Consider the following 24490-nt stretch of genomic DNA (forward strand, 5'->3'; position numbering starts at 1 on the left):
CGGGCGTCAGGGGTCTGACTTCAGATCGTCAAGGCGCGGCCCATGCCGTGCGCGCATCACCCGTTCTCGGGCGTAGCGCCATCCACGTGGGCCTCATACGTTGATCTCCGCGGTCACCGGCGAGGTGCCGGTGGGGAGGTGCAGAGTACCACGGGATCCGGCGAGATGTGCCCGCTCGAGGTGCTCGACGGCGGCGCGGCCGCTGCGCGCGGCGCTCTCCATCGTCACCGGCCAGCCGGTCGCGGTCCACGCCCCGGCGAGGGCGAGGCCCGCCACCGGGGTCGCCGGACCGCGCCGCAGCGCCGCGCTGCCGGGGCCCAGCGAGGCGGTCGCGGCGCGCTCGCGGGTGACGTGCCAGCCGGTCAGCACGGCGTCGCGGCTGCGCGGTTGGGCGGCGTGGAGGCGGGGCAGGAGCAGGTCGAGCACCGCCTCGCCGGGGAGGGTGGCGAGGTCCTCGGCGGCGGAGAGCGAGCAGACCACGGTCTCGCCGTCGCCGGGCTCGTCGCAGAGCCGGCTGCGGCTGAAGAGCCACTGCAGCGGGCTGTCCCACACCGCCAGCAGCGGTGCGTCGAGCACCGGCCGGTCGAAGCGCAGCACCAGGTTGAGGATGGGGGTGACCCCGAGCCGCTGGGCGGCGGCGAGGTCGGGATCGGCGGCCACCTCGGGGGCGACCCGGGCGAGCAGCGAGGGCGGCCCGGCGATGACGACACGGGGGGTGGCGAGCACCTCGCCGGCGGCGGTGAGCACGCCGGTCACCGCTCCCCCGTCGACCAGCACCCGGTCGGCGGCGGTGCCGAGGCGCACCTCACCGCCGAACCGGGCGAGCAGCGCCGTGGCGGGCTCGAGCACGCGGCTGAGGCCCACCCGGGGCACCCCGATCGCGGCGGCGCCGCGGTGGAGGAGGAAACCCTCCCGGAGCACGAAGGCGCCGACCGCGGCGCTCACCCCTGCGCTGGGCAGGTTGCAGGTGGCGACCGTGACCAGGTCCCAGAAGGCGCGGCGGCGGGGGCCCCGCGCCGCCGCGCCCAGCCAGGTGGCGAGGTCCACGGCGTCGAGCCGGGCGAGGTCGCGCAGCGCCGCCAGCCGCAGCACCGCGGCGGCGATCGCGAGCCGGTCGCGGTGGCCGAGGAAGGGCATCCGCAGCAGCGCCGGACCGAGGTGGAGCGGCGCCGCCAGCGGGCTCTCGCCGAGGCGCGCCCGGCGGCCCCGCTCGTCGACGACGAGCACGTCGAGCCGGGGGGCGAGCGGCACCAGGTGCTCGGTGCCGAGGCGGCGGAGCAGGGCCCGGTGCTCGGTGCAGCAGGCGAGCACGACGTGCTGGCCGCAGTCGAGGTCACCGCCGAGCCGGCGGTCGGGGTGGGATCGGGCCATGCCGCCGAGCACCGGCCCGCGCTCGAGCAGCAGCGGCCGCCAGCCCCGGTCGGCGGCGGCGAGCGCGGCAGCGACCCCCGCCACCCCGCCCCCCACGACCACGCAGCCCCTCACAGCCGCCCGATCACCGCACCGCCGACCACAGCCCGGCCCGCCACCGCCAGCTTGGTCCGGGTGTCGAGCCGCAGCCGCGCCTGACAGGGCACGCAGTCGCGCTCGCGGAGCCGGTCGAGGAGGGTGCGGTAGAGGAGCGCGATGCCCGCCAGGCAGGGACGGCTGCCCCGGGGCACCAGCGGCAGCAGCGCCCCGGCGGCCTGGAAGGCCTGGGCCGCCCGCTCCGCCTGGAGGGCGAGGAACCGGGTCGCCGGGGCGTCGCCGGGCACCGCGGCGAGCACCGCTGCCTCGTCGAGGCGATGGGCGGCGAGCTCGTCCTGGGGGAGGTAGAAGCGGCCGTCGGCGGCGTCCTCGGCGAGGTCGCGGAGGATGTTGGTGAGCTGCAGGGCGAACCCCAGCTCGCCGGCGAGCGCGTCCGCCTCGGGCCCGGCGGCCCCGAAGATGCGGATGCACATCTGGCCGACCACCCCGGCGACGGCGTGGCAGTAGGCGCGCAGCGCGGCGAGGTCGGCGTGGCGGCGGGGCTCGACGTCCATGGCGACACCGTCGACCAGCGTCTCCAGCAGCGGCCGGGGGATGTCGAAGACCCGCACCGCGTCGGCGAGCGCCGCCTGCCGGGGGGTGTGGGGGGCCGCCGAGTACACCGCACCGAGCCCGTCGCGGAGCTCGCCGAGGCGGCGGTGCTTCTCGGCGGCGGGGAGGGCCGGGTCGTCGGCGATGTCGTCGGCGACGCGGCTGAAGGCGTACACCGCGTGGATGGCGTGGCGGCGGCGCGGCGGCAGCAGGCAGAAGGCGACGTAGAAGGTGCGCGCGCCGTTGCGGGCCACCCGGGCGCACTCGCGGCGGCCGTCGGCCACCAGCTGCTGGCCGTGGAGCGCGTCGGCAGGCCGAGCCTGGTGGACGCTCACCGCCGCAGGCTCCGCGGCGGCGGCACCGGGTCGACGAGGGCGCGCAGCGCGGTGAGCGCGGCCCTCGCCCGGCCGGCGGTGCCCGCGGCGGGCCGGCGCCGCAGCAGCCCGGGCCCGGCGGCATCGACGGCGTCGCAGGCGGCGGCTCCGTGGGCGACGAAGCCGGCCACCTCGACGGCGAGGCGCCGGCGTCCCAGGCCGGCGACCAGCGGCCAGCCGGCGGCGAGCCGGTCGCGGGCGGCGGCGAGGCACTCCGCCAGCATCCCCGGGAAGCCGGGCGCGGCCACCCCGGCGGCCAGCTGCGCCACCCCGACGCCGTGGCGCTCGAGGACGTCGCGGGGAACGTAGCAACGCCGCCGCCGGGCGTCCTCGGCGAGGTCCTGCCAGTGGTTGGCGAGCTGCAGCCCGGCGCACGCGCTCGCCGACAGTCGCAGCCGCTCCGGGGTGGCGGCGCCCTCGAGGTGGAGCACCATCTCCCCCACCGGGGCGGCGCTCAGCGCGCAGTAGGCGTCGAGCGTGTCCCAGCTCTCGTACGCGGAGACCCGCTGGTCGACCCGGTTGGCCTCGATCATGTGCAGGAACGGGTCGGGAGGCATGCCGCCGCCGGCGAGCAGCGGCTGCAGCGCGGTGAAGACCGGATGGGTGGCGGCACCGCGGGCGGCGGCGCGAACCTGGGCCTCGGCGGCGTCGAGGGCGGCGACGCGATCGCCCGCGTACTCGTCGCCGAGGTCGTCGACCAGCCGGCAGAAGCCGTAGACGGCGAGGCGGCGGGAGCGCAGCCGCGGCCCGCACAGCCACGCGAGGGGGAAGTTCTCGCGCCGGCGGGCGACGCCCAGGCCGTCGCCGGGAAGCGGGGGGGCGGCGCTCGCGGTCACCGCCCCGCCGGCCCGCTCACGTCACCGTCCATCGCAGCGTGCGGAAGAGGTCGCGAAGGCTGCTCGCGGCGGCGTCGGCGGCGGCGGGCTCGAAGCTGGAGTGCATCATGCAGTGCTCGCAGCGGGGGTCGCGCCCCGGTCCGTAGGCGTCGAAGTCGGTCTTGGTGATCAGGTCGTGGCAGCTCTCGTGGACCTGGTCGGTGATCAGGTAGCACGGGCCCTTCCACCCGTAGGGGTTGCGGGTGACCGTGCCCCACGCGTGGCAGGTGAGGCTGCGCTCGCCGCGCAGGAACTCGCGGTAGATCGGCGAGGTGAGCACCGGGTAGCGGCTGTCGAAGGACTGGATGGCACGGAACTTGGCGACGATCTCGTCGCGGGTCATCACCACCGACTTGTCGATCGCCTCGTAGCCGAAGGCGGGCGAGAGCAGCACCCCGTCCACCCCCAGCGAGGTCACCAGCTCCAGCATCGCGCGGACCTCCTCGACGTCGGTCTCACGGTAGATGGTGGTGTTGGTGGTGACCCGGTGGCCCTCCGCCTTGGCGACGGCGATGGCGCGCACCGCGATCTCGAAGACCCCGGCCCGGGCAACGATGTGGTCGTGGGTCTCCTCCATGCCGTCGAGGTGCACCGCGAAGCTCAGCTGCGGGTGCGGCGTGCGCCGCTTCGCGAAGCCCTCCAGGCGCAGCCCGTTGGTGCAGAGGATGAGGTGCTTGCCCATCTGGATCAGGCCCTCGACCAGCTCGTCGATGCCGCGGTAGATGAGCGGCTCGCCGCCGCAGATGGAGACCACCGGCGCGCCCGCCTCGCGCGCCGCGTCGAGGCACTGCTCGACGGTGAGCTCGGTGCGGTTGTCCTCGTACTCGAGGATCTTCCCGCAGCCGATGCAGGCGAGGTTGCACGCCAGGGTGGGCTCGAGCATGAGCACCATCGGCGAGTGGGCGTCGCCGGTGCGCTTGGCCCGGGCCGCGTGGATCGACGAGTCGACGGTCATCCGGAGCGGGAAGCGCACTACGACAGAGCCTCCTTGGTCGGCGCTGATCTCCTGCCGTTCCCGGTCTCGACGTGGAGGCCGGTGATGGCGCCGGTCAGCTTGATCGGGGCCCGGCCGGCCTCGCGCCTGCCGGAGGTGGGACGGGTGCGGCGGTAGCGGCCCAGCGCGGCCCCGGGGAAGTAGGCGGCGTAGCCGTGGTAGCCGAGGTAGAAGTCGCCGGGGAACCCGGTGCCGGTGAACCGCGGGTCGCGCCACAGCCCGTCGGCGCCCTGCTGGTCGATCAGCCATCGCGCCGCCCGCGCCGCGGCACCGCTGCCCGCCTCGCCACCGGCGCAGAGGCCCTGCAGGCCCCAGGCGGTCTGGGACGGGGTGGGCTCGCCGCGGCCGCGCAGCGCGGGGTCGCGGTAGGAGCCGCAGTCCTCGCCGAAGCTGCCGTCCTCGCGCTGGGCGCCGAGCAGCCAGGCGACACCGCGCTGCACCGCGGGATGGAGCCGGTGCAGGCCGCCGGCGATCAGCCCCGGGACGGCCGCGGCGGTGCCGTAGACGTGGTTCACCCCCCAGCGGCCGAACCACGAGCCGTCCGCCTCCTGGTGGCGGAGCAGCCAGCCGCGCATCGCCACGACGTCGCGGTGGGTGGCGCCGAGCCCCCAGCGCGCCGCGGCCTCGAGCACGTGGGCGGTGACGTCGGCGCTGGGCGGGTCGGTGACCGCGCCGAAGTCGCAGAAGGGGATGCGGCCCACCAGCCGGCTGGTGTTCTGGGCGTCGAAGGCGGCGACGCCGCCGTCGCGGCAGCGCATCCCGAGCATCCAGCGCAGCCCACGGAGCACCGCCTGGTCGCGGCCCTCCGCCTCGGCGGCACCCAGGGCGCAGAGCACGATGGCGGTGTCGTCGACGTCGGGGTAGAGGTCGTTGTGGTACTCGAATGCCCATCCGCCGGCGGGCAGCCGCGGCCGCATCCGCGCCCAGTCGCCGCGCACCCGCACCTCCTCGTCGAGCAGCCAGCGGGCCGCCCGGCGCATCGCCTCGTGGCCGGGGGCGACACCGAGGTCGGCGAGGGCGCACATCGCCAGGGCGGTGTCCCACACCGGGGAGACGCAGGCCTGGATCTCGCAGCGCTCGCCGTCGTCGAGCACGAAGCCCTCGAAGGCGCCCCAGGCGCGCTCCAGCGCCGGGCTGCCGGGGCGGTGGCCGAGGGCGTGGAGGGCGAGGCACTGGTACGCCATCGGCGGCTGGATCCCGCCGATGGCGCCGTCGGCGTCCTGGTGCTCGACGATCCAGGCCTCGGCGCGGGCGAGGGCACGCCCCCGGCCGGGCTGGCGGGGGAGCCGCCGGTAGGCGCCGAGCAGGCGGTCGACGCCGAGGAAGGCGGACGCCAGCGGGCCGGTGGGGACGGGCCGCCGCCGCCCCCCGGGGGCGCCGTCGGGGATGGCGCCGCGCTCGAGCACGATCGCGTCGCAGGGGGGCCGAAGGGTGAGCACGACGGTCAGCGGCACGATCGTCGCCCGCGCCCAGGAGGCGAAGCGCATCAGCCCCAGCGGCGCCCGCTCGGGGAGGAACAGCATCTCGGGGGGCAGCTCGGGCAGCCCCTCCCAGGGCCGCAGCCCGGCGCAGGCGAGCCACATCCGGGTGAACACCCGGGTGGCGGCGAGGCCGCCGAGGCGCTCGGCGGCGGCGCGGGCGGCGGCGACCCTCGGGTGGTCGGCGGGCAGCCCCGCGGCGCGCAGCGCGGCCAGCGCCTCGACGGTGACGTCGGCATCCGCCGGGCCGGCGGCGTGGGTGGGGAAGCCGCCGTCGGGGAGCTGGTCGTCGAGGATCCGGGTCACCAGCCGCCGCTCCCGCTCGGGGTCGGCGCGGCCGAGGATGCGGCCCAGCAGCAGGTACTCCGCCTCCATGCAGACGTTGCTCTGCAGCCGGTACGACCAGTGGCCGTCGGCGCGCTGCTGGGCGAGCAGCCCGTCGCGGGCGCGGTCGCAGGCGGCGTCGAGCAGCTCGGCGTCGGGTGCGAGCGAGCCGGCGCGGGGCGGCCGGGCGGGCAGCGGGAGGGCGGCGGTCACGAGCTGCGTCCCCACATCGCCTCGACCAGCCCGTGCAGCGCCGCGCCGCCGTCGACCTCGGACACCAGCGCGCCGAGCAGCGCCTCGACGGCGCGCCGGTGCCCCTCCTCGACCTCGAGGGCGCGCTCCCTGGCGCCCGCGGACTCGAGCAGCTCGAGCAGCCGCTCGACGCTGCTGGCGGGGTCGTCGAGGGCGGCCGCGAGGTCGGCGGCGCCACCCCGGTCGAGGGCGGCCGCGATCGGGAGGCTGGCCTTGCGCCGGGTCAGGTCGCCGCCGACCGGCTTGCCGGTCCGGGCGGGGTCGCCCCAGACGCCGAGGATGTCGTCGCGGGCCTGGAAGGCGAGACCGAGCCGCTCGCCGAGCCGCCAGAAGGCCTCGACCACGGTGTCGTCGCCGTCGCGGGCGGTGGCCGCCCCGGCGGCGCTGGAGGCGGCGAACAGCGCCCCGGTCTTGCGCGTCGCCAGCCGCTCCCAGTCGGCGATGGTGGGGGCGATCGCGCCCTCGGCGCTCATGTCGAGGTGCTGTCCCTCGATCATCGACAGGGTGGCGCTGTGGATCAGCGCCGCCGCCCAGGGGCTCGCCCGCCACGCCAGCCCGAGGCCGAGGGCCATCAGGGCGTCGCCCGCGTTGAGCGCCGGGCCGGTGCCGGCGCGCGCCCACAGCGAGGGGCGGCCGCGGCGCTCGCGGTCGCCGTCGGCGATGTCGTCGTGGACCAGCGAGAAGGCGTGGATGCACTCCAGCGCGAGCGCCGGCAGCAGCGCCAGGTCGAGGTCGCCGCCGAGCGCGTCGCAGACCTGCAGGCAGAGCAGCGGCCGCAGCCGCTTGCCGCCGGAGGCGATCGGGGCGCCGTCGGCCCCGAGCACGCCGAGGGCCTCGCCGCAGAGCGGCCGCATCGCCTCCGGGCAGTCGCCGAGGGCGAGGCGGAGGCCGCCGTCGATGCGGGAGCGCAGCTCGGCGCTGCGCGCGGGGATGGAAGGGGCAACGCCGGGTCCGAGCACCGCCGCCATCAGAAGCTCCTGCAGAGGTCGTCGACGGCGTCGACGAGCCAGTCGGGGGTCGAGGTGCCGCTGGCGATGCCGATGCGCTGCCCCGGCGAGAACCACTCCGGCCGCACCTCGTCGGGAGTCTCGACATGGTAGGTCGGACGGTGGGCCCCGCAGCTCTCCGCAAGCGCCCGGGTGTTGGCGCTCGACCGGCCGCCGACGACCACGATGACATCCGCCTGCGCCACCAGCCGGCCGCCGTCGCGCTGGCGCATGGTCACCACCGGGCAGCGGGTGTCGTGCACCTCGAGGCTCAGCGCCCGCCGCTCGAGCGCGGCGAGGATGGGCGGCAGGTGCGCCCCCGGGAAGGTGCTCTGCACCACCACCCCGAGGTGCCGGCCGGCGGGCACCTGCTCGGCCTCGGCGGCGGTGGGGACGAGGTGGCCGCAGCCCGCCCAGCCGAGCACACCGCGCACCTCGGGATGCTCGCCGTGGCCGATCACCACCAGGGTGCGGCCGCTGTCGCGGACCGCCATCGCCGCCTCCTGCACACGACGCACCAGGGGGCAGGTGGTGTCGACCACGTCGAGGCCGCGCCGCGACGCCTCCGCGAAGACCGCCGGCGCCGCCCCGTGGGCGGTGATCACCACCCGCGCGCCCTCGCGGACGCGCGCCGGATCGCGCTCGACGCTCAGGCCGCGGAGCGCCAGCCGCTGCTGTGCCTGAGGGTTGTGCACGATCGAGCCGAGCGCCACGACGGAGCGCGGGTCGCCGTCGCCGAGCGCCGCCTCGACGGTGGCGAGGGCGTCGCGCACCCCGAAGCACGGGCCGGTGAAGCGGGCGCGGACGGTCTCCAGCCTGGTGCCTCCTCGAGGAAGGGAAGACGATCCGCGACCCAGTCTGCGACGGCCTCCTCACAGCCGCCGTCATCGCCGCGTCAACCCCGATGGCGAGACTGCGAGCCCCGCCATCGGGAATCGTCTGGCAGGTTTCCGGGACGACCTCCGTTGAGATGGCAGGGAAGGGAGGGACGCCACCGGCGTCCCCGGAGGGGGGAGAGCCTGCCATGACACCGATCACGCACCGGTTGAGATTGCTGATCTCGGCGGTGGTCATCGTCACCTGTGCGAGCGCGCTGGTGTTCGGGGGCGCCCGCGGGGTGGCCGCGACCGGCGCGACCGTCAGCATCACCGTCCAGACCATGGACTCCTGCAAGCAGGCGCTCGACGGCGCCGGCTACAGCCTGAGCGGAGGCAGCCTCGGCGCGCCGATCACCGCCACCAGCACGGCGACCGGCAAGGGCAGCGTCGCCACCGGCGCCTGCCCCCTGCAGCAGGGCAACTGCGCCACGTTCCACATCGGCTGCCTGACCCTCGCCGGCGTCCCGGTGCCGGGCGTCTACAGGATGCACGTGGTCACGACGCCGCCGGCGAACGTCGCCAACCCCCAGGGCTATGCGGCCTGCCAGGGTGGCAGCGCCTGCCAGAGGGAGGAGGCGACGATCACCGTGGCCGCCAACGGCTCGGTCCAGGCGACGGTCACCAACGTGTATCCCGACGGCTTCGTCCTGACCACCCCCGCGGGTGGCGGCTTCGCCGGCAGCGCCGCCGACCCGATCGTCTTCCACCTCTTCGGGCTCGGCGCGGGCAGCTGCGACGGCGACGGCGACAGCGACGACCACCTCACCGGCTCGCCGAGCACGCACTGCGGCTACCCCGAGGCCCAGGAGGCGAGCGCCTGCCAGCCGTACCCGTGGTCGTGCGCCTTCGACACCGGCACCACCACCACGACGACGGGGGGCACCACCTCCACCGGCAGCACCACCTCCAGCTCGACCACCTCGTCGACCACGACCACGTCGTCGACCACCACCTCGACCAGCACCGCCCCGGGCGGCGTCACCACCACCAGCAGCGGCACCACCAGCACCAGCACCGCGGCTCCGGCCGCCTGCGTCAGCCAGGCCACGATCACCTGGCCATGGCGGGCCACCGGGTCGGACTCGCGCACCAAGCACGTCCGCACCGTCGCCGCCGGCGCCCTCAGCGCCACCCTCAGCGCCACCGGCACCACCAGCATGCGGATCGGCATCCAGGACGCCAACGGTCAGACGCTGGTGAGCCGCAGCGGAACCCACGGCAGCGTCACCGTGACCGTGCCCAGCCTTCCCGCCGACTCCTCGGTCTTCGTGGTGGAGAGCCTCTCCTTCGCGAACACCACGACCAAGAGCAGCTACACGCTCGCGGTCACCCACTGCTAGCGGCCACGGGCGGGGAGGGCCGGCGCCCTCCCCGCCCCGGCCGGCCGGCGACCTGCTAGGTTGGCCGGCCATGGACGCGGACTGGGCCCTCGCCAGCCGGGCGGCGCACGCGGGCCTGGGGTCCGACCCGGCCTCGGGGGCGATCGCGCCGCCGCTGGTGCCCAGCTCGATCTTCGAGCACGGCAACCCCGGCGGCTACGAGTACGGCCGCGAGCGCAACCCGCTCTGGGAGCGGCTCGAGGCCACCCTCGCCGACCTCGACGGGGGCGCGGCCGCGGTGGTGTTCTCGGCCGGCGTCGCCGCCCTCGCCGCGGTGCTCGGCACGGTCCCGCCGGGCGCGGCGGTGGTGGGGCCGCACAACGGCTACTCGGGCACCCGGCGGCTCCTCCACGAGCTCGACGCCGCCGGCCGCATCGAGATGCGGCTCGTCGACATCGCCGACACCGACGCGGTGTCGGCGGCGTCGGCGGGAGCCGCGCTGTGCTGCCTCGAGACCATCACCAACCCGCTGCTCACCGTCTGCGACGTGCCCGCGTGCGCCGCCGCCGCCCACGCCGCCGGGGCGCGGGTGCTGGTCGACAGCACCCTCACCCCACCGTGCACGATGCGTCCCCTCGAGCTCGGTGCCGACCTGGTGGTGCACTCGCTCACCAAGTACGCGGGCGGCCACAGCGACCTCGTCCTCGGCGCCGTGGTGGCCGCCGGCGCCACCGACGCGGAGGCGATCCGCAGCCTGCGCACCCGCGACGGGGCCATCCCCGGGCAGCTCGAGGCCTGGCTGACCCTGCGCGGCCTGCGCACCCTCGAGGTGCGGGTGCGCCGGCAGATGGAGAACGCGGCGGCGCTCGCCCACCGGCTCGCCGGGCACCCCGACGTGGCCGCGGTGCACTACCCCGGGCTGCCCGCGCACCCGCAGCACGAGCGCGCCGCCCGCCTGCTCGAGGGCGGCTTCGGCGCCCTCGTCGGGGTGGTGGTCGAGGGCGGGGTCGAGCGCGCCGACGCGGTCTGCCGCGCCACCCGGCTGTGGACCCACGCCACCAGCCTCGGCGGCACCGAGTCGACGCTGGAGCGGCGCGGACGCTACGACCTCGACGCCCCGCTCTGCCCGGACGGGTTCCTCCGCCTGTCGGTGGGCATCGAGGACGCCGCCGACCTCATCGCGGACCTCGACGCGGCGCTCGCGGCCAGCCGCCCCGGCTGAGCTCAGGGCCCCCTGCGGATCAGTGGCCGGGCTGCGGAGCCGGCGTCGGAGTCGGGTGCGGCGGTGGCGGCGGCGGCGGCCCCTGCGTGGTCGACGCCGACTGCGTCTGGGTCTGGGTGCGGGTGGGCTGCGCGCTCGACCGGGTCGTGGTCTGGGAGCGCGCCGGCGTGCTCGACGGCGTCGGAGGCGGAGGTGGCGGCGGCGGCGCGTGGGTGGTCGAGGAGGTGGTCTGCGCCTGCGACCGGGTGCTCTGCTGGGTCGTGCGCGTGGTGGTGCTGCTGCTCTGGGCGGTGGTGGCCTGGGCGGTCGTCGTGTGGGTGCGGGTGGTCTGGGTGCCCTGCGAGGACGTGGACGCCTGCGCCGTCTGCCCGCCCTGGCCGGTCGACTGCCGCCCGCCGGGGGACGGCTGCGGGGAGGCGAGCGCCCTGCTCGCCTCGCCGGAGCCGGTGAGGGCGTGGCTGCTGGTCGAGTCGGTCCGGGGGCGCGGCGTCGCGGTCGGCTCCTGGCGGAGGCGCGCGGCGCAGCGATCGGCCGGGCACCGGTCGCAGCTCTCGAGCTGGCAGACCGGGTCGGTGCGGACCATGCAGCGGCAGCCGTGATGGTCGCCGGGGTCGCAGTACGGTGGGTGGCAGCCCGGAGCCGGGCCGCAGTCGTCGCGGCACTCGGCCTCGGCGACCCGCCACGGCGAGTCGAAGGTGCGCTCGCGGTGGCCGTCGTGCAGGTCCTGCACGTAGAACTCGACGTAGTCCGAGAGGCGCACGTCACCGGGCACGGCGAGCGCCACCGCCCGGAAGGTGCCGTCGGGGTCGACCACGACGAAGACCGCCGCCTCGGGACGCAGCGCGCAGGTCTCCGGCCGGCCGCCCACGCAGGGTTCGATCCGGACCCGGTCGCCCGCCGGCCACCCGGTGCCGAAGCCGAGCACCCTCGACCCCGGCGGGCCGCCCCAGGGCGTGAGCCGCAGCTCCTGCACCGCGTCCGCGGACCGCGGCGGGGCGACGTTCACCACCACCCCGAGCTCCGCCTGCCGGGCGACCAGCGTCCGCGGGTCGATGTCGGGCCTGCCGCCGCCCAGGGGACGCCCGAACGCCTCCCCGGTCCCGGTCTCGAGCAGGACCAGGGTGGGGAGCACCCTCGGCGCCGGCTCGATGACGATGAGCGTCGCCGGCCGGAACTCCTCCCAGGCCTCGCCGACGAAGCGCGCGGTGCGCTGCACCCGGTCGGGAAGGGTCAGCGGATCGCCGCTCTGGCAGCGCACCCGGGGGACGCCGAAGTGGTCGACGAGCACGGTGGTGCCCCGCTCCAGCACCACCTGGACGGCGACGCCGCGACCGTCGACGCGGCGCCAGTCGGTGACCCGGACGTCGTCGAGGAGGTCGGCGGGCACGAGCTCGTCGAGGAAGTCGCGGACCGCCTCGGCGTCGATCCCCTCCGATACCGCCCAGGCGCGCTCCACGTCGCCGTCGCCGCCGAGCACCCGCACCAGCAGCCGGGGATCGCAGCGGCTGACCCCGACGCGGCCGCCGTAGAGCTGCGGCATCGACCCGTCGACGGTGGTGAGCGCGGTCGCCGGGGCGCTGCGCGCCGCGGTGGCGGCGGCGGCGACCGGGGGCGTCGCGGCACCCGCGTCGCGGGGCGCGGCGGGCGGGGGCGGCGCCGCCGTCGGGGTGGGCGGCAGGGACGTCGCCCCCGGGGTCATCAGCGAGGCGGTGAAGGGGTTGGGGCCGGTGCTGGCGGCGGGGGCGAGGTAGATCTCGCCGGCGGCCTGCGCGGTGGTGCCACCCCCGCGGCCGAGCAGGCCGACGGCGAGCAGCAGACCCGCGAGCAGGCCCGCGACGACCCCGAGTGCCACCAGCCCCTTCCCGCGGAGGCCCCGCCCGTCTCCCGCCATCCCCTCTCTCGCGTCGTCGCCGGCGGAGCGCGCCACCCGCGCCCCGGACCCTCCGCCGGAATGATGACCGCTGGGCGGACCGGAGTCCACGCCGCCGTTCGCGGAGCCGCGCCGGCTGCGGCTACGGGGTGGGGCTCGGGCCCGGCCTGGGCTGACCACCCTGTCGCGGCGGCGGCGGCGCAGGCGTGGACTGCTGGCTCGGCTTCGGCTGCGGGGTCGGGGTGGGCGGCGGCGGCTTCGGCTGCGGCGTCGGCGTCGGCGGCGGCGGCTTCGGCTGCGGGGTCGGCGTCGGCGGCGGCGGCTTCGGCTGCGGGGTCGGCGTGGGCGGCGGCGGCTGCGGCTGCGCGGTGGCGGTGGGAGCCGGCTTCGGCGGTGTCGGCTGCGCGGTGGCGGTCGACGCCGGCTTCGGCGGCGACGGCTGCGCGGTGGCGGTCGGAGCCGGCTTCGGCGGCGACGGCTGCGCGGTCGCCGTCGGCGACGCCGGCGTCGGAGACGTCCGCGGCGGCTGCGTCCCCGTCGTCGCGCTCGGGCTGGGATGGGACGGGCCGCTCGGACCCGGGGTCGGGGTGGAGCGCGACTGCGAGGTCGACGTCGAGGTCGACGCCGTCGCGGTCCGGGTCGTGGTGGTGGTCCCGGTCGCCGGCGACCCCGAGGCGGTGCCGGTCCGCGTGCCCGACGACGTGGTCGCGGACAATGTGGTCCCGTGACCGGTGGCCGGTGGCGAGCCGGACGAGCCCGGTGCGGCGTGGATCTGCTGCTGGCTCGGGCGCGGCGACGGCGTGTCGGTGGGCGGCGGTCGCGGCGTCTGGGTGGCGTGCGGGGTCGCGAGCGCGGTCAGGCCGCGGGCGCAGCGCGACGGCGGGCACTGGTCGCAGCTGTCGAGGGCGCAGACCGGCTCGGCGCGCGAGGAGCACCGGCAGCCGCGCTTCCCGGCGGGGTCGCAGTAGGGCGGGTGGCAGCCGGACGGAGCGGCGCAGTCGTGGTCGCAGGCCGCACCGCTGACCGACCAGGGCACGTCGAAGCTGTACGGCCTCTGCCCCGGTCTGACGTCGCGGAGGTAGAACTCGACGTAGTCGGAGGGGCTGACGGTCGCGGGGACGCGGATCACCACGCCGGCGAAGGCGCCGCCGGCGTCGGCGGTGGCGAGGACCGCCAGCTCGCTCCGCAGGGAGCAGGTCTCCGGCCGGCTGCCGACGCAGGGCTCGATCGCGATCCGGTCGCCCGCCGGCCACCCCGTCCCGGAGGCGACCACGCTCGCGCCCGGGGGGCCGCCCGGCGGGCTGATGCTCGCCTCCTGGACCGCCGAGGCCGGCTGCGCCTGGAACAGCTGCTCCGGCGCCGGCTGCCCGCCGCCCGCCGCCGCGGCCTTCGCCTGGAGGTCGGCGGCGAAGGCCTCGGGGGCGACGTCCGACGTTCCGGTGCCGCCGACGGGGCGCGCGAAGGCCTGCCCGCTGCCGGTGTCGAGGAGCACCACCTGCGGCAGCGGCGCGGAGGCGGGGACGATCACCACCAGGTTCGCCGGGCGGAACCGCGGCCAGGGCGAGCCGACGAAGCGCGACCCCTTGCTCACCACCTCCGGCGGGCCGAGCGGGTCGCCGCTGAGGCAGCGCACCCGGGGCGCCCCGAAGCGGTCGACCAGCACCGCGGTGCCGTCCTCGAGCACGGTCTGGCGGGGGACCGCGCGGCCGTCGACGCGGCGCCAATCGGTGACCCGCGCGTCGTCGAGGAGGAGCACCGGTGCCAGCCCCTGGATGAGGTCGGGGACCGCCGTCGCGTCGACGCCCTGGGCGAAGGCCCAGTCGGCGGCGACGTCCGGGGCGGCGGCGAGCAGGTCGGCAAGCCGCTGGGGATCGCAGGCGCCGCTGCCGACGGTGCCCCCGTACAGCTGGGGCACCGATCCGCTCACGGTGGTGATCGCGGTGGGAGGAGCGGCGTCGACGGTCGCCGCGGCCGGCGGCGGCGGCGGCGGTGGCGGCGCCTGCTGGTCGGCGGGCGGGGCCGGCGGCTGCTGGGCGTCGGCGACCGGCGGCGTCTCGGCCTGCGCGGGCGGCGCGGTGGCGGGCGGCACGCTGGTCTGCCCGACCATCACCGACGCGGTGAAGGGGTTCGCACCCACCGCCGCCGCCGGCGCCAGGTAGATCTCCCCCGACGCCTGCGCGGTGGTCCGGGCGGGGTGGCCGGGCAACCCGAGGGTGGAGACGAGCAGGAGGGTGACCGCCGCCAGGGCCGCGGCCCCGGCGATCGCCCGTCGCCTGCGCCCGCCCCACCACGGACGCCGGCCCGCCGGCACGGCGAGGAGCCGCGTCACGGGCTCGTTCCCCATCGTCCCTCTCTCGATGCGCCTCGCCCCGTCACGTCCCGGGGCCCACATCAGCGCGGTCCGTATCATGACTTTCGCCGGACGCGATGTCCATGCCGCGACTCCCCCGGCGGCTCCGTATAGTGGTGACGGCACCGGCCGATGGGCGCCCGAGTGCGGCGCCCGCCGACGACGACCGAGAGGGATGGGAATGAGGGGGCTCCGCATCCGTGCGGGCGGCGACGAGGTGCTGGTCGAGTCCGCGGAGGCGGTGATCATCGGCCGCGGACCCGAGGCGCGGGTCCGCTGCCGCGACTCGCGGGTGTCCCGCCGCCACCTCGTGCTCCGGCCCGAGAACGGAGACTGGCGGGTCGAGGACCCCGGCAGCTCCAACGGCACCTTCCGGGACGGCGACCGGGTGGCGAGCTTCCTGCTGGTCGAGGCGGTCAGCCTGCGGCTCGGCGACCCCGCCAGCGGCGTCCTCGTCGAGCTCGAGCCCGACCGCGGCGACGAGACCGTGCTGGTCGATGCCGCGCTCACCCGGCTGGACGGCGACTCGACCCGGCTGTACGAGACGCCGCCGGCCCCGCGGCCCGAGCCGGTGCCCACCGGCACGGTGCGGATCGGGCGCTCGGCGGACAACCAGATCGTCCTCGACGATCTGCAGGTCTCGCGGCATCACGCGGAGCTGGTCCCCGTCGCCTCGGGCGGCTGGGAGCTGGTCGACCTCGGCAGCCACAACGGCAGCTTCGTCAACGGCGCCCGGATCACCCGCGCCCGGCTCGCCGACGACGACCTGGTGAGCTTCGCCGGCCAGCTGCTGCGCTTCGCGGGCGGGGCCCTGCAGGAGTACGTCGAGGAGGACCGCACCGGCTTCGAGGCGGTGGGCCTGGTGGTGCGCAGCGACGCCGGCACCGTGCTCCTCGACGAGGTGAGCTTCTCGCTCGACCGCTGCTCGTTCCTCGCCGTGGTCGGCACCAGCGGCGCCGGGAAGTCGACGCTGCTCAACGCCCTCGCCGGTTTCCGCCCCGCCCAGGAGGGGTCGGTGCTGTGCGGCGGCCGCGACCTCTACTCGTCGTACGACGAGATGCGGCAGCGGATCGGGTACGTCCCCCAGGACGACATCCTCCACCCCCAGCTCACCGTCCGCCGGGCGCTGCGCTACGCCGCCGAGCTGCGCTTCCCCCCCGACGTCACCGGCGCCGACCGCGAGGCGCGGGTCGAGGAGGTGATGGCCGAGCTGGGGCTGAGCGCGCGCGCCGACCTGGTCATCTCCAAGCTGAGCGGCGGTCAGCGCAAGCGCACCAGCATCGCCGTGGAGCTGCTCACCAAGCCCGAGCTGCTCTTCCTCGACGAGCCCACCAGCGGGCTCGACCCCGGCTACGAGAAGGCGCTGATGGGCCTGCTCCGCCAGCTCGCCGACGGCGGCCGGACCGTGATCGTGGTCACCCACAGCCTGCAGAGCCTCTCGCTCTGCGACCGCGCCCTGGTGCTCGCCCCGGGCGGGCGCACCGCGTTCTTCGGCCCGCCGGAGGAGGCGCTGGAGCACTTCGGACGCACCGACTTCGCCGACGTGTTCTCCGACCTCGAGGCGGGCCGCGAGCTCGACTGGAAGACCGGGTTCCTGCGCAGCGCCGCCTACGCGCGCTACGTGCGGCGCCGCCAGGACGTGCCCCACCGGGTGGCGCAGCAGGCGGCGCCGGCGCCACCCCCGGGCCACCGCTGGCTGCGCCAGTTCTCGACCCTGACCCGCCGCTACGTCGCGGTGATCGCCAGCGACCGCTCCAACCTGATGCTGCTCGCCCTCCAGGCGCCGATCCTCGAGGTCATCATCCTGCTCGCCAACGGCGCCGGCGGCTTCGATCCCGACACCTCGGTGGCCATCCGCATCGCCCAGTCGGTGGGCCTCTTTCTCGCGGTGAGCGCCAGCTATCTCGGGGCCGGCAACGCCATCCGCGAGATCGTCAAGGAGCTGCCCGTGTACCTGCGCGAGCGTGCCGTGGGCCTGTCGATCTCCGCCTACGTGGCGTCGAAGGTCGTGGTGCTGTCGGCGATCACCATCCTGCAGGCGGCGGCGCTGGTGCTCATCGGCACCGCCCGCCAGGGCTCGCCACCTGACGCCGCGCTGCTCGGCTCGCCCCGGCTGGAGATCTTCGCCGGCATCGCCCTCTCCGGCCTGGCGGCGATGGGGCTGGGGCTGATGCTCTCGGCACTGGTGCGCAACGGCGACAAGGCGGTGACCCTGCTCCCGCTCATCCTCGTCCCCCAGCTGGTGCTCACCTCGCCCCAGCTCCAGATCTACGACAAGCCGGGGCTCGCCCAGGTGGCCGATGTCGCCAGCGCCCAGTGGGGGTACGCCATCTTCGCCTCCACCATCGACACCAACCAGCTGGCCGCCGCCGCCCAGGTGGGCGCCGGCCCCAGCCAGTTCGACACCCGCGGACGCTGGAACCACGACGCCCGCACCTGGCTGACCGACGCCGGCTGGCTCGCCGGCCTGGTCACCGTCGAGCTGGTCGCCACCGCGATGCTGCTGCGCCGCCGCGACCCCAGCCTGCTCGGCTGACGGTCCCCTATCCGGTCCGCGGCGCCGGCGCCAGAACCTGGGCGAGGGCGGCGAGGGCGATCACCGCGCCGCCGGCGGCCACCACCCAGATCCCGGCGCCCACCTCGCCGCTGACGAAGCGGCGTGCGAAGTCGGGAAGGCGGTCGATCATCGAGCCGAGGCGGTCGTCGATGTGCTGCGCGGCAACGAGCGCGAACACCACGCAGACCGCCCCGAGCACGCCGGCCAGGCCCACCACCGCACGCTCGGTGGCGCCGGCCGGGGCGCCACCGGTGAACAGGGTGCGCAGCCCCACCAGGCAGGCGACCGCGCCCACCACGATGCAGAAGACCGCGTCGGCGCCGCTGTCGATGCCGGTGCGGGTGAGGGTGCCGGCGATCGGCACCGTCACCTTCGCCCAGGTCATCAGCGCGCCGAGGATCAGCGCCACCGAGCCGAGCACCATCGCCGCCGCGGCCAGGCGTCGCACCGCCGCCGGTGCACCCGCGCGCACCCCGACCGCGGTCTGCGCGCCCATCAGCGTCCCGCCGGCGGGAAGCTGCCCGCGGCACCGGGATTGGTGCAGTTCCTCGACTCCGCCTCGGTGACCGGCGGCGGCGCCGCCAGCGCCGGCGGGGTGGCGAACGGCGCCGGGCCGGAGGCCACCAGGCAGTCGGTGAGCGGTGCGGCGCCGGCGTCCCGCCTGGTGAGCGCGGGGAGGTTCCAGCGGCGCTGGATGGTGGCGAGGATGGAGGTGTGGTCGTACACCGTGTGCGAGGTGAAGCCCGGCTTCGCCCACGGCGACACGATCACCGTGGGCACGCGGAAGCCCAGCCGGGTGTAGTCGTCGCCGTAGCCCTGCTGGCCGGGCTTGAGGTTCGGGTGGGTGCCGTCGCCCGGCGACACCGCCGCCGGCGGGGCAACGTGGTCGTAGTAGCCGCCGCCCTCGTCGTAGGTGAAGATGAGCAGCGACCTCGCCCACACCGCCGGCGCGGCGAAGAGGGCGTGGATCACGCCGGAGACGAAGGTCTGGCCGGCGCGGACGTCCTGCGGGTTCTCCTCGCTCGACCAGCGGTAGCCGCCCTCCACCAGGGTCACCGCGGGCAGGCTGTTGGCGGCCAGCGCCGCCTGGAAGGCCTGGACGGTGCGGTCGGGCGACCCGCTGGGCCCGAACAGGTTCTTCCCGGAGCGTGCGCCGGTGAAGCCGGCGCCGAACAGCCCGGGGGTGGGAGCGTCGGTGTAGTAGCACCCCCACGAGATGCTGTGGGCCTCGAGCACCTGGAAGATGTGGCCGTTGGGCGGGCTGACCGACGGCGGCGGCGTGTCGGTGGTCACCAGGCCGGCGGCGGTGCCCGCCATCATGAACACGCGGTTGGGGTAGGTCTGGCAGAGCGTCGACGAGAAGTAGCGGTCGCACACCGGGAACTTCGACGCGAGCGCGTAGGCGAAGGGCAGGACGCGCTGGTCCCAGTAGCCCATCGCCACCTGTCCGCTGGCGTTGACGAACCCGTTCATCGCGCCGCCGGCGAAGCTGATGTGACTGGCGTCCCAGGTCTGCAGCGGGCCGCCCTGCAGCTGGCAGCCGTTGGGCATCGGGAACGCGCGGTAGGCGGCGCCCTTGGAGTCGGTGTTGGCGGCGGCGGGTCTGCCGTCGGCGGCCAGCGCGGGCCAGCCGTCGATCCGGCCGGCGAGGCCGGGGACGTGGTGCGGCAGCATCCCGAAGTAGTTGTCGAAGGAGTGGTTCTCCATCATCACGATGATGATATGGTCGATGTTGGCCAGTTCCGGGACGAGGTCGGGATGCAGCATCCCCGCCGGCCGCTCCGGGAAGGGCAGCGAGCCGGGCAGCCGGGTGGCGGCGCCGGCGCGCAGCCGCGGCAGGCTCCAGGGCAGTGACGCGGCCAGCGCGGCACCGCCCGCGACGCCGAGGAAGCGGCGCCGGTCCATCATGCTCATCGAATTCCTCCCTCTCTCTGGTCGGCCGCCGGCGCTCGGGCGCTGGTCAGCTCGCCGGTGCCGCCGCCGGTGCGTCCGCGTCCACCCGCCCGTCGGTGCCCACGGGGCGGCTGAAGCGCGCCCCGGTGACGCTGTCGACGAGCACCAGGCTGGCCAGCGGCTGGGTCGCCGCGGTCACCACGCTCACCCCCGCCGGCGCGAAACCGGCCCAGTGCGCACCCACGTATCTGGGGCTGATCGTCACCGCGACCGGCGGCGTCAGCGGGCTGCCGCCGGCGCAGCGCACCCTGGCGACGCCGAAGTGGTCCACCATCACCGCGGTGCCGGCCTCGAGCACCGACTGAGAGGTGTTGGGATGGTCGACGAGGAACCCGTGGTCGGTGACCCGGGTGTCGCCGCGGAGCACCACCGCGGTCAGCCCGCCCGCGAACGAGGGGATGTCACCCGGGGTGATGCTCTCGACCTCGGCCCAGGCGGCGGCGACCGCGGGCCGCTGCTGGAGGCGGGTGATCAGCTGCTGGGCGTCGCAGGTCGCGGCGCCACGGGCGCCGCCGTAGAGGCCGGGCTGCGAGCCCCGGGTGGTGGTGATCGTCGCCCTCGCCGAGCCCTCGCCCTGGGCCGGGGCCACCGCGCCCGCGGTGGTGGCCGCCGCCGGGGTCGGCGCGGGGTGGCCGGTGGCCAGGGAGGCGGTGAATGGATGGGCGCCCGCGGCGCTCGCCGGCTGGAGCACGATCTCGCCGCGCCCGTGGGCGGTGGGCTCGGCGAGGCGGCCCATGCCCACCACCACCACCACCAGGAGCGGGAGCATCACCGCGGCTCCCCCGGGGCCGCGGCGGCGGCGCGCCCTGCGGCCCACCACCGCCACCGCCACCGGCGACGGCGGCAGCGGCGGCACGTGGGCGCGCGTGGCCTGCGGTTCGTTCGGCGGCATCGGGCTCATCGCGACCCCGATCCCACGGTGGCGGACCCGCCCCGCATCGCTGCCCCCTCTCGACCCGACCTCGCTGGGAGCATAGCCGCCGCCGGGGGCCGGGGCAACCGCCGATCACACCCCGGCGGCGGCCATGTGGGCGACGGCCAGTTTCCCGAAAGCCTCGGCGTCGCCGGCCGGGGGGGCGGTGGTGCCGGCCCGGCTGACCATCACCAGCGAGACCACCCGGCCCCGCCGGATGTAGAGGGCGTCGAAGACGAAGGGGTCGGAGACGCCCGGCCTGGTGGGGAACAGGACCCGGACGGTGCCGTCCCCCAGCGCCGGCGCCGCGGGCCCGTACGGAAGCCGCACCGCGCAGCTCCTCGCCGCGGCGGCGAGGGCCTCGATGTAGGACCGCGCCTCGGTGTCCGAGGGGAACGAGGCGGCGGCGTTGAAGTAGCCCCGCCCGGTGGTGTCGCCCTGCCCGTTGAAGGCCACGCTGCGCTCCTCGAGCTCGCCGGTGGGCGGGGCGCCGCAGCTCACCCTGTCGAGCGGGAGATCGGGGGTCACCGGCGCCACCGATCCCCGAGCGAAGTCCCCGACGGTCAGCAGCGCCCCCTGCAGACCCGCCGGGGCGGCGGTGGCGGTGGGAGCGGCGGTGGGCGGCGGCGTGGTGGCGGGCGCGGCGCCGCCGCCGCGGTGCATCAGCAGGAGGACGCCGACGACGCCCACCCCGACCAGGGCGGCGACGCCGGCGGCCACCGGGGCGAGGCGCCGTGCCGGCGGAGCCGGCGCGGGCGCGGCCGGCGGAACCGGCGGAACCGGCGGGACCGGGGCCGCGGGCGCGGCGGCAGCCGGCGCGGCGGCAGGCGGGCCGAACCGCCGGGGAGGCGGCGCCGCGGGGGGAGCCACCGGCAGCGGCCCGGGCGGCTGCCGGGTGGGCGAGCGCCGGTCCACCCCGCTCCAGGCCCGGGCGGCGCGCGCCGCGGTGATCAGCGCGAGCGTGGAGCCGTAGCGCTCGTCGGCCGCGCGGGCCATCGCGGTGGCCACCACCTTGTCCATCTCCGTCCCCACCTCCGGGCGCACCTCGGTGAGCCGCGGTCGCGGGGCCGAGAGGTGCGCCTGCATGGTGTCGATGTCGGTGCGGCGCCGGAACGGCGAGACCCCCGCGAGGCATTCGTAGAGGACGCAGCCGAGCGAGTAGACGTCGGTGCGGGCGTCGACGGCCTCGCCGCGGATCTGCTCCGGCGCGGCGTAGTCGAGGGTGCCGACGAACTGCCCCGCCTGGGTGAACCCGGCGGTGGTGGTGCGCTTGGTGATGCCGAAATCGACCAGGTAGGCCTGGTCGGGGGCGCCGCCGGAGCCCGGGGTGACCAGGATGTTGGCGGGCTTGACGTCCCGGTGGATGAGCCCCTGGGCGTGGGCGGCGTCGAGGGCGCCGCCCACCTGGGACACGATGCCGAGGGTGCGGTCGATGTCGAGGGGCCCCTCGGCGCCGAGCAGCTTGCGCAGGTCGGTGCCGTCGACGTAGCGCATCGCGATGTAGAGCACGCCCTCGGCCTCGCCCGCCTTGTAGATCGGGACGATGTTCAGGTGGTCGAGCGACGCCGCCAGCCGCGATTCGCGGACGAAGCGTTCGCGGAATTGGGGGTCCTCGGCGTACTCGGCGCGGAGGATCTTCAGCGCCACCCGCCGGGGCAGGTTGAGGTCCTCGGCGAGATAGACGAGGCCGACCCCGCCTCGCCCGAGGAGCGCCTCGATGCGATAGCCGGCGAACTCCGCGCCGAGCCCCGGGGCCATCGTCATGGTGTCGAGTTATACGGCACCGTATGCGCGGGACCGCCGCCGGCGCGCTGCCCCTGGACGAGCGGTCGCGGCCGGGGCTGCGTAGCGTGTCCTCGCCGGTAAGCTGCACCGGTGACCACGGATCAGATCGAGGACCTCCGCGGCCGCCTCGACGGCGTCGACGCGGAGATCGTCCGGTTGATCGCCCAGCGCTTCGACCTGGTCGGCGAGATCGGCCGGGCCAAGGAGCACGGCACCTCCTCCATCCAGGACGCCGACCGGGAGCGGCGGGTGCTCGAGGCGGTGGAGGGAGCCGCCCGCCAGCTGGGGGTGTCCGCCAACCTGGTCCGGCGGGTGTTCCAGGAGATCATCAGCCACGCCGTCGCCCAGCAGTCGGCACAGCTGACCGGCGACGACGCCGGCCGGGTGCGGCTCGCGTTCCAGGGCGGCGAGCACACCACCGGCCACCTCGCAGCCCAGAAGTTCGTCGCCGGTCGCGGACTGGAGGCACACCTGGTCGGGCACCCGAGCGTCCGCGCCGTGGTCGCCGCGCTGCTCGCCGGCGAGGCCGACCTCGCGGTGGTGCCGATCGAGAACACCAGCGCGGGCAGCATCACCGAGGTCTACACCCTGCTCCGCGAGCAGGCGGTGTTCATCGTCGGCGAGGAGACCTGGAAGGTCGACCACTGCCTCGCCGCCCTCGAGGTGGTCCCGCTCGCCTCGCTGGGCCGCATCCTCGCCCACCCGCAGGCGCTGGAGCAGTGTGCGCAGTTCCTGCAGACGCTGCCCCAGGTGGCGACCACCACCTGCCTGGACGGCGCCGAGGCGATGCGCGCGGTCGCCGGCGGCGGCGACACCGGCGCCGCCGCGATCGGGTCGCCCGAGGCGGCGGCGGCGAACCGGCTGGCCATCCTCCGCCACGGCATCTCCGACAGCGAGTCCGACTACACCCGCTTCGTGGTGCTCTCGCGCAGCCCGGCGACGGTCGACCCCCGCATCCCCTGCAAGACCAGCCTCATCCTGGTCACCCGGCACCAGGAGGGGGCGCTGCTGCGCTGCCTCGAGATCCTCTCCGGCAGCGGGCACTCGATGACCAAGCTGGAGTCGCGCCCCCGGCCGGGAAAGCCCTGGGAGTACATGTTCTTCCTCGACTTCGAGGGCAACGTCGCCGAGCCCCGCACCGCGGCCGCCCTCGACGAGCTGCGCTCGTCGGCGCCGTACATCAAGGTGCTGGGCAGCTATCCCGCCAAGGCGCTGCGCGAGCACCCCCAGGTGGGCCAGCTGCCCGGGGCGCGGCCGGAGGAGTCGGCGGCGGAGACGCTGGAGGCGGTGGTCGTCGCCGAGACCCCGCCGGTGCGCCGCTCCCAGCACAGGCTGGTGGACCGCGCGTCCCGGGCGGAGGACACGGTGGTGCAGGCGGGCGGTCTGCTCATCGGCGGCGCCGGCTTCGCGGTGATGGCGGGACCCTGCTCGGTGGAGAGCGCGGAGCAGATCGGCGACACCGCGCGGTTCGTGCGCGACCAGGGCGCCCACGTGCTCCGCGGCGGCGTGTTCAAGCCGCGGACCTCGCCGTACGCCTTCCAGGGCCTGGGCTGGAGCGGGCTCGAGCTGCTCGTCGCCGCGGGACGCGAGACCGGGCTGCCGATCATCACCGAGGTGATGGCGGTCGAGCAGGTGCAGCGGCTCGCCCAGGTCGCCGACATCCTCCAGGTGGGCGCGCGGAACATGCAGAACTTCGACCTGCTCCGCGAGCTCGGCAAGGTCGACCGGCCGGTGCTGCTGAAGCGCGGGCTGTCGAGCACCATCGACGAGTGGCTCGGCGCCGCCGAGTACGTGCTCGCCCACGGCAACCAGCAGGTGATCCTCTGCGAGCGGGGGATCCGGACCTTCGAGAGCGCCACCCGGAACACCCTCGACCTCTCCGCGGTGGTGGTGCTCCGCGAGCGCACCCACCTCCCGGTCATCGTCGACCCCAGCCACGGCACCGGCTACCGGCCCTACGTGGCTCCGATGGCCTGGGCGGCCCGGGCGGTGGGCGCCCATGGGCTCCTCATCGAGGTGCACCCGACCCCCCAGAAGGCGCTCTCCGACGCCGACCAGAGCCTCAGCTTCGCCGAGTTCGGGGCGCTGATGCGCCACCTCGCGACCGTCCCCGCGGTGCCCCCCGGGTGACCAGCGTCGAGCAGCGGCTGGCGGAGAGCCTCTCCCGCGGTGAGGAGGTGGTCGCCGCCACCGTGGTGCGCACCGGTGGCGAGCCCCCCTCACGGGCCGGCGCCAAGCTGCTGATGAGACGGGCGGGGCCGCTCGCCGGCACCCTGGGCTGCTCGGAGTTCGACGCCGCCGC

The 24490-nt window shown here is 76.2% G+C and carries 17 protein-coding genes; 4 read left to right on the plus strand and 13 right to left on the minus strand.

Going from position 1 to position 24490, the window contains the following annotated elements; translation table 11 throughout:
* Positions 1 to 93: 93 nt before the first annotated feature.
* The 7 genes from hpnE to ispH are packed head-to-tail and all read right to left on the minus strand — an operon-like array spanning position 94 to position 8198.
* Complete coding sequence (hpnE, locus tag VGL20_01795) at positions 94 to 1473, minus strand: hydroxysqualene dehydroxylase HpnE (GenBank protein HEY2702399.1); 1380 nt, start codon at positions 1471 to 1473, stop codon at positions 94 to 96.
* A gap of 8 nt (positions 1474 to 1481) precedes the next feature.
* Positions 1482 to 2393 carry a phytoene/squalene synthase family protein gene (locus VGL20_01800; GenBank protein HEY2702400.1) on the minus strand — a complete coding sequence of 304 codons (912 nt, stop codon included), beginning with the start codon at positions 2391 to 2393 and terminating at the stop codon, positions 1482 to 1484.
* Positions 2390 to 3268, minus strand: coding sequence for a squalene/phytoene synthase family protein (locus tag VGL20_01805; protein HEY2702401.1), 879 nt, complete (start codon positions 3266 to 3268; stop codon positions 2390 to 2392). The genes VGL20_01800 and VGL20_01805 overlap by 4 nt, the downstream gene beginning before the upstream one ends.
* A 16-nt stretch (positions 3269 to 3284) precedes the next feature.
* Positions 3285 to 4280 (minus strand): adenosyl-hopene transferase HpnH, encoded by a 996-nt coding sequence (hpnH, locus tag VGL20_01810; protein ID HEY2702402.1) that lies wholly within the window; start codon positions 4278 to 4280, stop codon positions 3285 to 3287.
* Complete coding sequence (gene shc / locus VGL20_01815; protein ID HEY2702403.1) at positions 4280 to 6316, minus strand: squalene--hopene cyclase; 2037 nt, start codon at positions 6314 to 6316, stop codon at positions 4280 to 4282. Before shc ends, hpnH begins: the two co-directional genes overlap by 1 nt.
* Positions 6313 to 7323, minus strand: coding sequence for a polyprenyl synthetase family protein (locus VGL20_01820; protein ID HEY2702404.1), 1011 nt, complete (start codon positions 7321 to 7323; stop codon positions 6313 to 6315). The genes shc and VGL20_01820 overlap by 4 nt, the downstream gene beginning before the upstream one ends.
* Positions 7323 to 8198 carry a 4-hydroxy-3-methylbut-2-enyl diphosphate reductase gene (gene ispH, locus VGL20_01825; GenBank protein ID HEY2702405.1) on the minus strand — a complete coding sequence of 292 codons (876 nt, stop codon included), beginning with the start codon at positions 8196 to 8198 and terminating at the stop codon, positions 7323 to 7325. Before ispH ends, VGL20_01820 begins: the two co-directional genes overlap by 1 nt.
* 167 nt (positions 8199 to 8365) lie before the next feature.
* Here ispH and VGL20_01830 point away from each other — a divergent pair, with 167 nt between their 5' ends.
* Positions 8366 to 9559 (plus strand): hypothetical protein, encoded by a 1194-nt coding sequence (locus VGL20_01830; GenBank protein ID HEY2702406.1) that lies wholly within the window; start codon positions 8366 to 8368, stop codon positions 9557 to 9559.
* A 70-nt stretch (positions 9560 to 9629) separates the two neighbouring features.
* Positions 9630 to 10760 (plus strand): PLP-dependent transferase, encoded by a 1131-nt coding sequence (locus tag VGL20_01835; GenBank protein HEY2702407.1) that lies wholly within the window; start codon positions 9630 to 9632, stop codon positions 10758 to 10760.
* Positions 10761 to 10779: 19 nt separating this feature from the next.
* On the opposite strand, the gene VGL20_01840 is transcribed toward VGL20_01835, so the two are convergent.
* On the minus strand, positions 10780 to 12651 hold the full coding sequence (locus VGL20_01840) for a DUF6777 domain-containing protein (GenBank protein HEY2702408.1): 1872 nt from the start codon (positions 12649 to 12651) through the stop codon (positions 10780 to 10782).
* A gap of 121 nt (positions 12652 to 12772) precedes the next feature.
* Complete coding sequence (locus VGL20_01845) at positions 12773 to 14974, minus strand: DUF6777 domain-containing protein (GenBank protein ID HEY2702409.1); 2202 nt, start codon at positions 14972 to 14974, stop codon at positions 12773 to 12775.
* A 187-nt stretch (positions 14975 to 15161) separates the two neighbouring features.
* Between VGL20_01845 and VGL20_01850 the strand changes: the two genes are divergently transcribed.
* The gene (locus VGL20_01850) at positions 15162 to 17516 is read left to right on the plus strand and encodes an ATP-binding cassette domain-containing protein (GenBank protein ID HEY2702410.1); all 2355 of its coding nucleotides are present in this window, start codon (positions 15162 to 15164) and stop codon (positions 17514 to 17516) included.
* A 7-nt stretch (positions 17517 to 17523) separates the two neighbouring features.
* On the opposite strand, the gene VGL20_01855 is transcribed toward VGL20_01850, so the two are convergent.
* The 4 genes from VGL20_01855 to VGL20_01870 all read right to left on the minus strand — a co-directional run bounded on the left by VGL20_01855 (position 17524) and on the right by VGL20_01870 (position 22167).
* A complete protein-coding gene (locus tag VGL20_01855; protein ID HEY2702411.1) occupies positions 17524 to 18033 on the minus strand; it encodes a hypothetical protein in 510 nt (169 codons plus the stop codon).
* Positions 18033 to 19451: an alkaline phosphatase family protein gene (locus tag VGL20_01860; protein HEY2702412.1), complete on the minus strand. Its 1419-nt coding sequence runs from the start codon at positions 19449 to 19451 to the stop codon at positions 18033 to 18035. The genes VGL20_01855 and VGL20_01860 overlap by 1 nt, the downstream gene beginning before the upstream one ends.
* Before the next feature lie 46 nt (positions 19452 to 19497).
* Complete coding sequence (locus tag VGL20_01865; GenBank protein ID HEY2702413.1) at positions 19498 to 20382, minus strand: DUF6777 domain-containing protein; 885 nt, start codon at positions 20380 to 20382, stop codon at positions 19498 to 19500.
* 114 nt (positions 20383 to 20496) lie between these two features.
* Positions 20497 to 22167 (minus strand): serine/threonine-protein kinase, encoded by a 1671-nt coding sequence (locus VGL20_01870; protein HEY2702414.1) that lies wholly within the window; start codon positions 22165 to 22167, stop codon positions 20497 to 20499.
* Between the two features lie 111 nt (positions 22168 to 22278).
* Here VGL20_01870 and VGL20_01875 point away from each other — a divergent pair, with 111 nt between their 5' ends.
* Positions 22279 to 24318, plus strand: a complete 2040-nt coding sequence (locus VGL20_01875) for a bifunctional 3-deoxy-7-phosphoheptulonate synthase/chorismate mutase (GenBank protein HEY2702415.1) — start codon at positions 22279 to 22281, stop codon at positions 24316 to 24318.
* Positions 24319 to 24490 lie beyond the last annotated feature (172 nt).

Source organism: Candidatus Dormiibacterota bacterium, assembly GCA_036495095.1.
Taxonomy (GTDB): Bacteria; Chloroflexota; Dormibacteria; order Aeolococcales; family Aeolococcaceae; genus CF-96.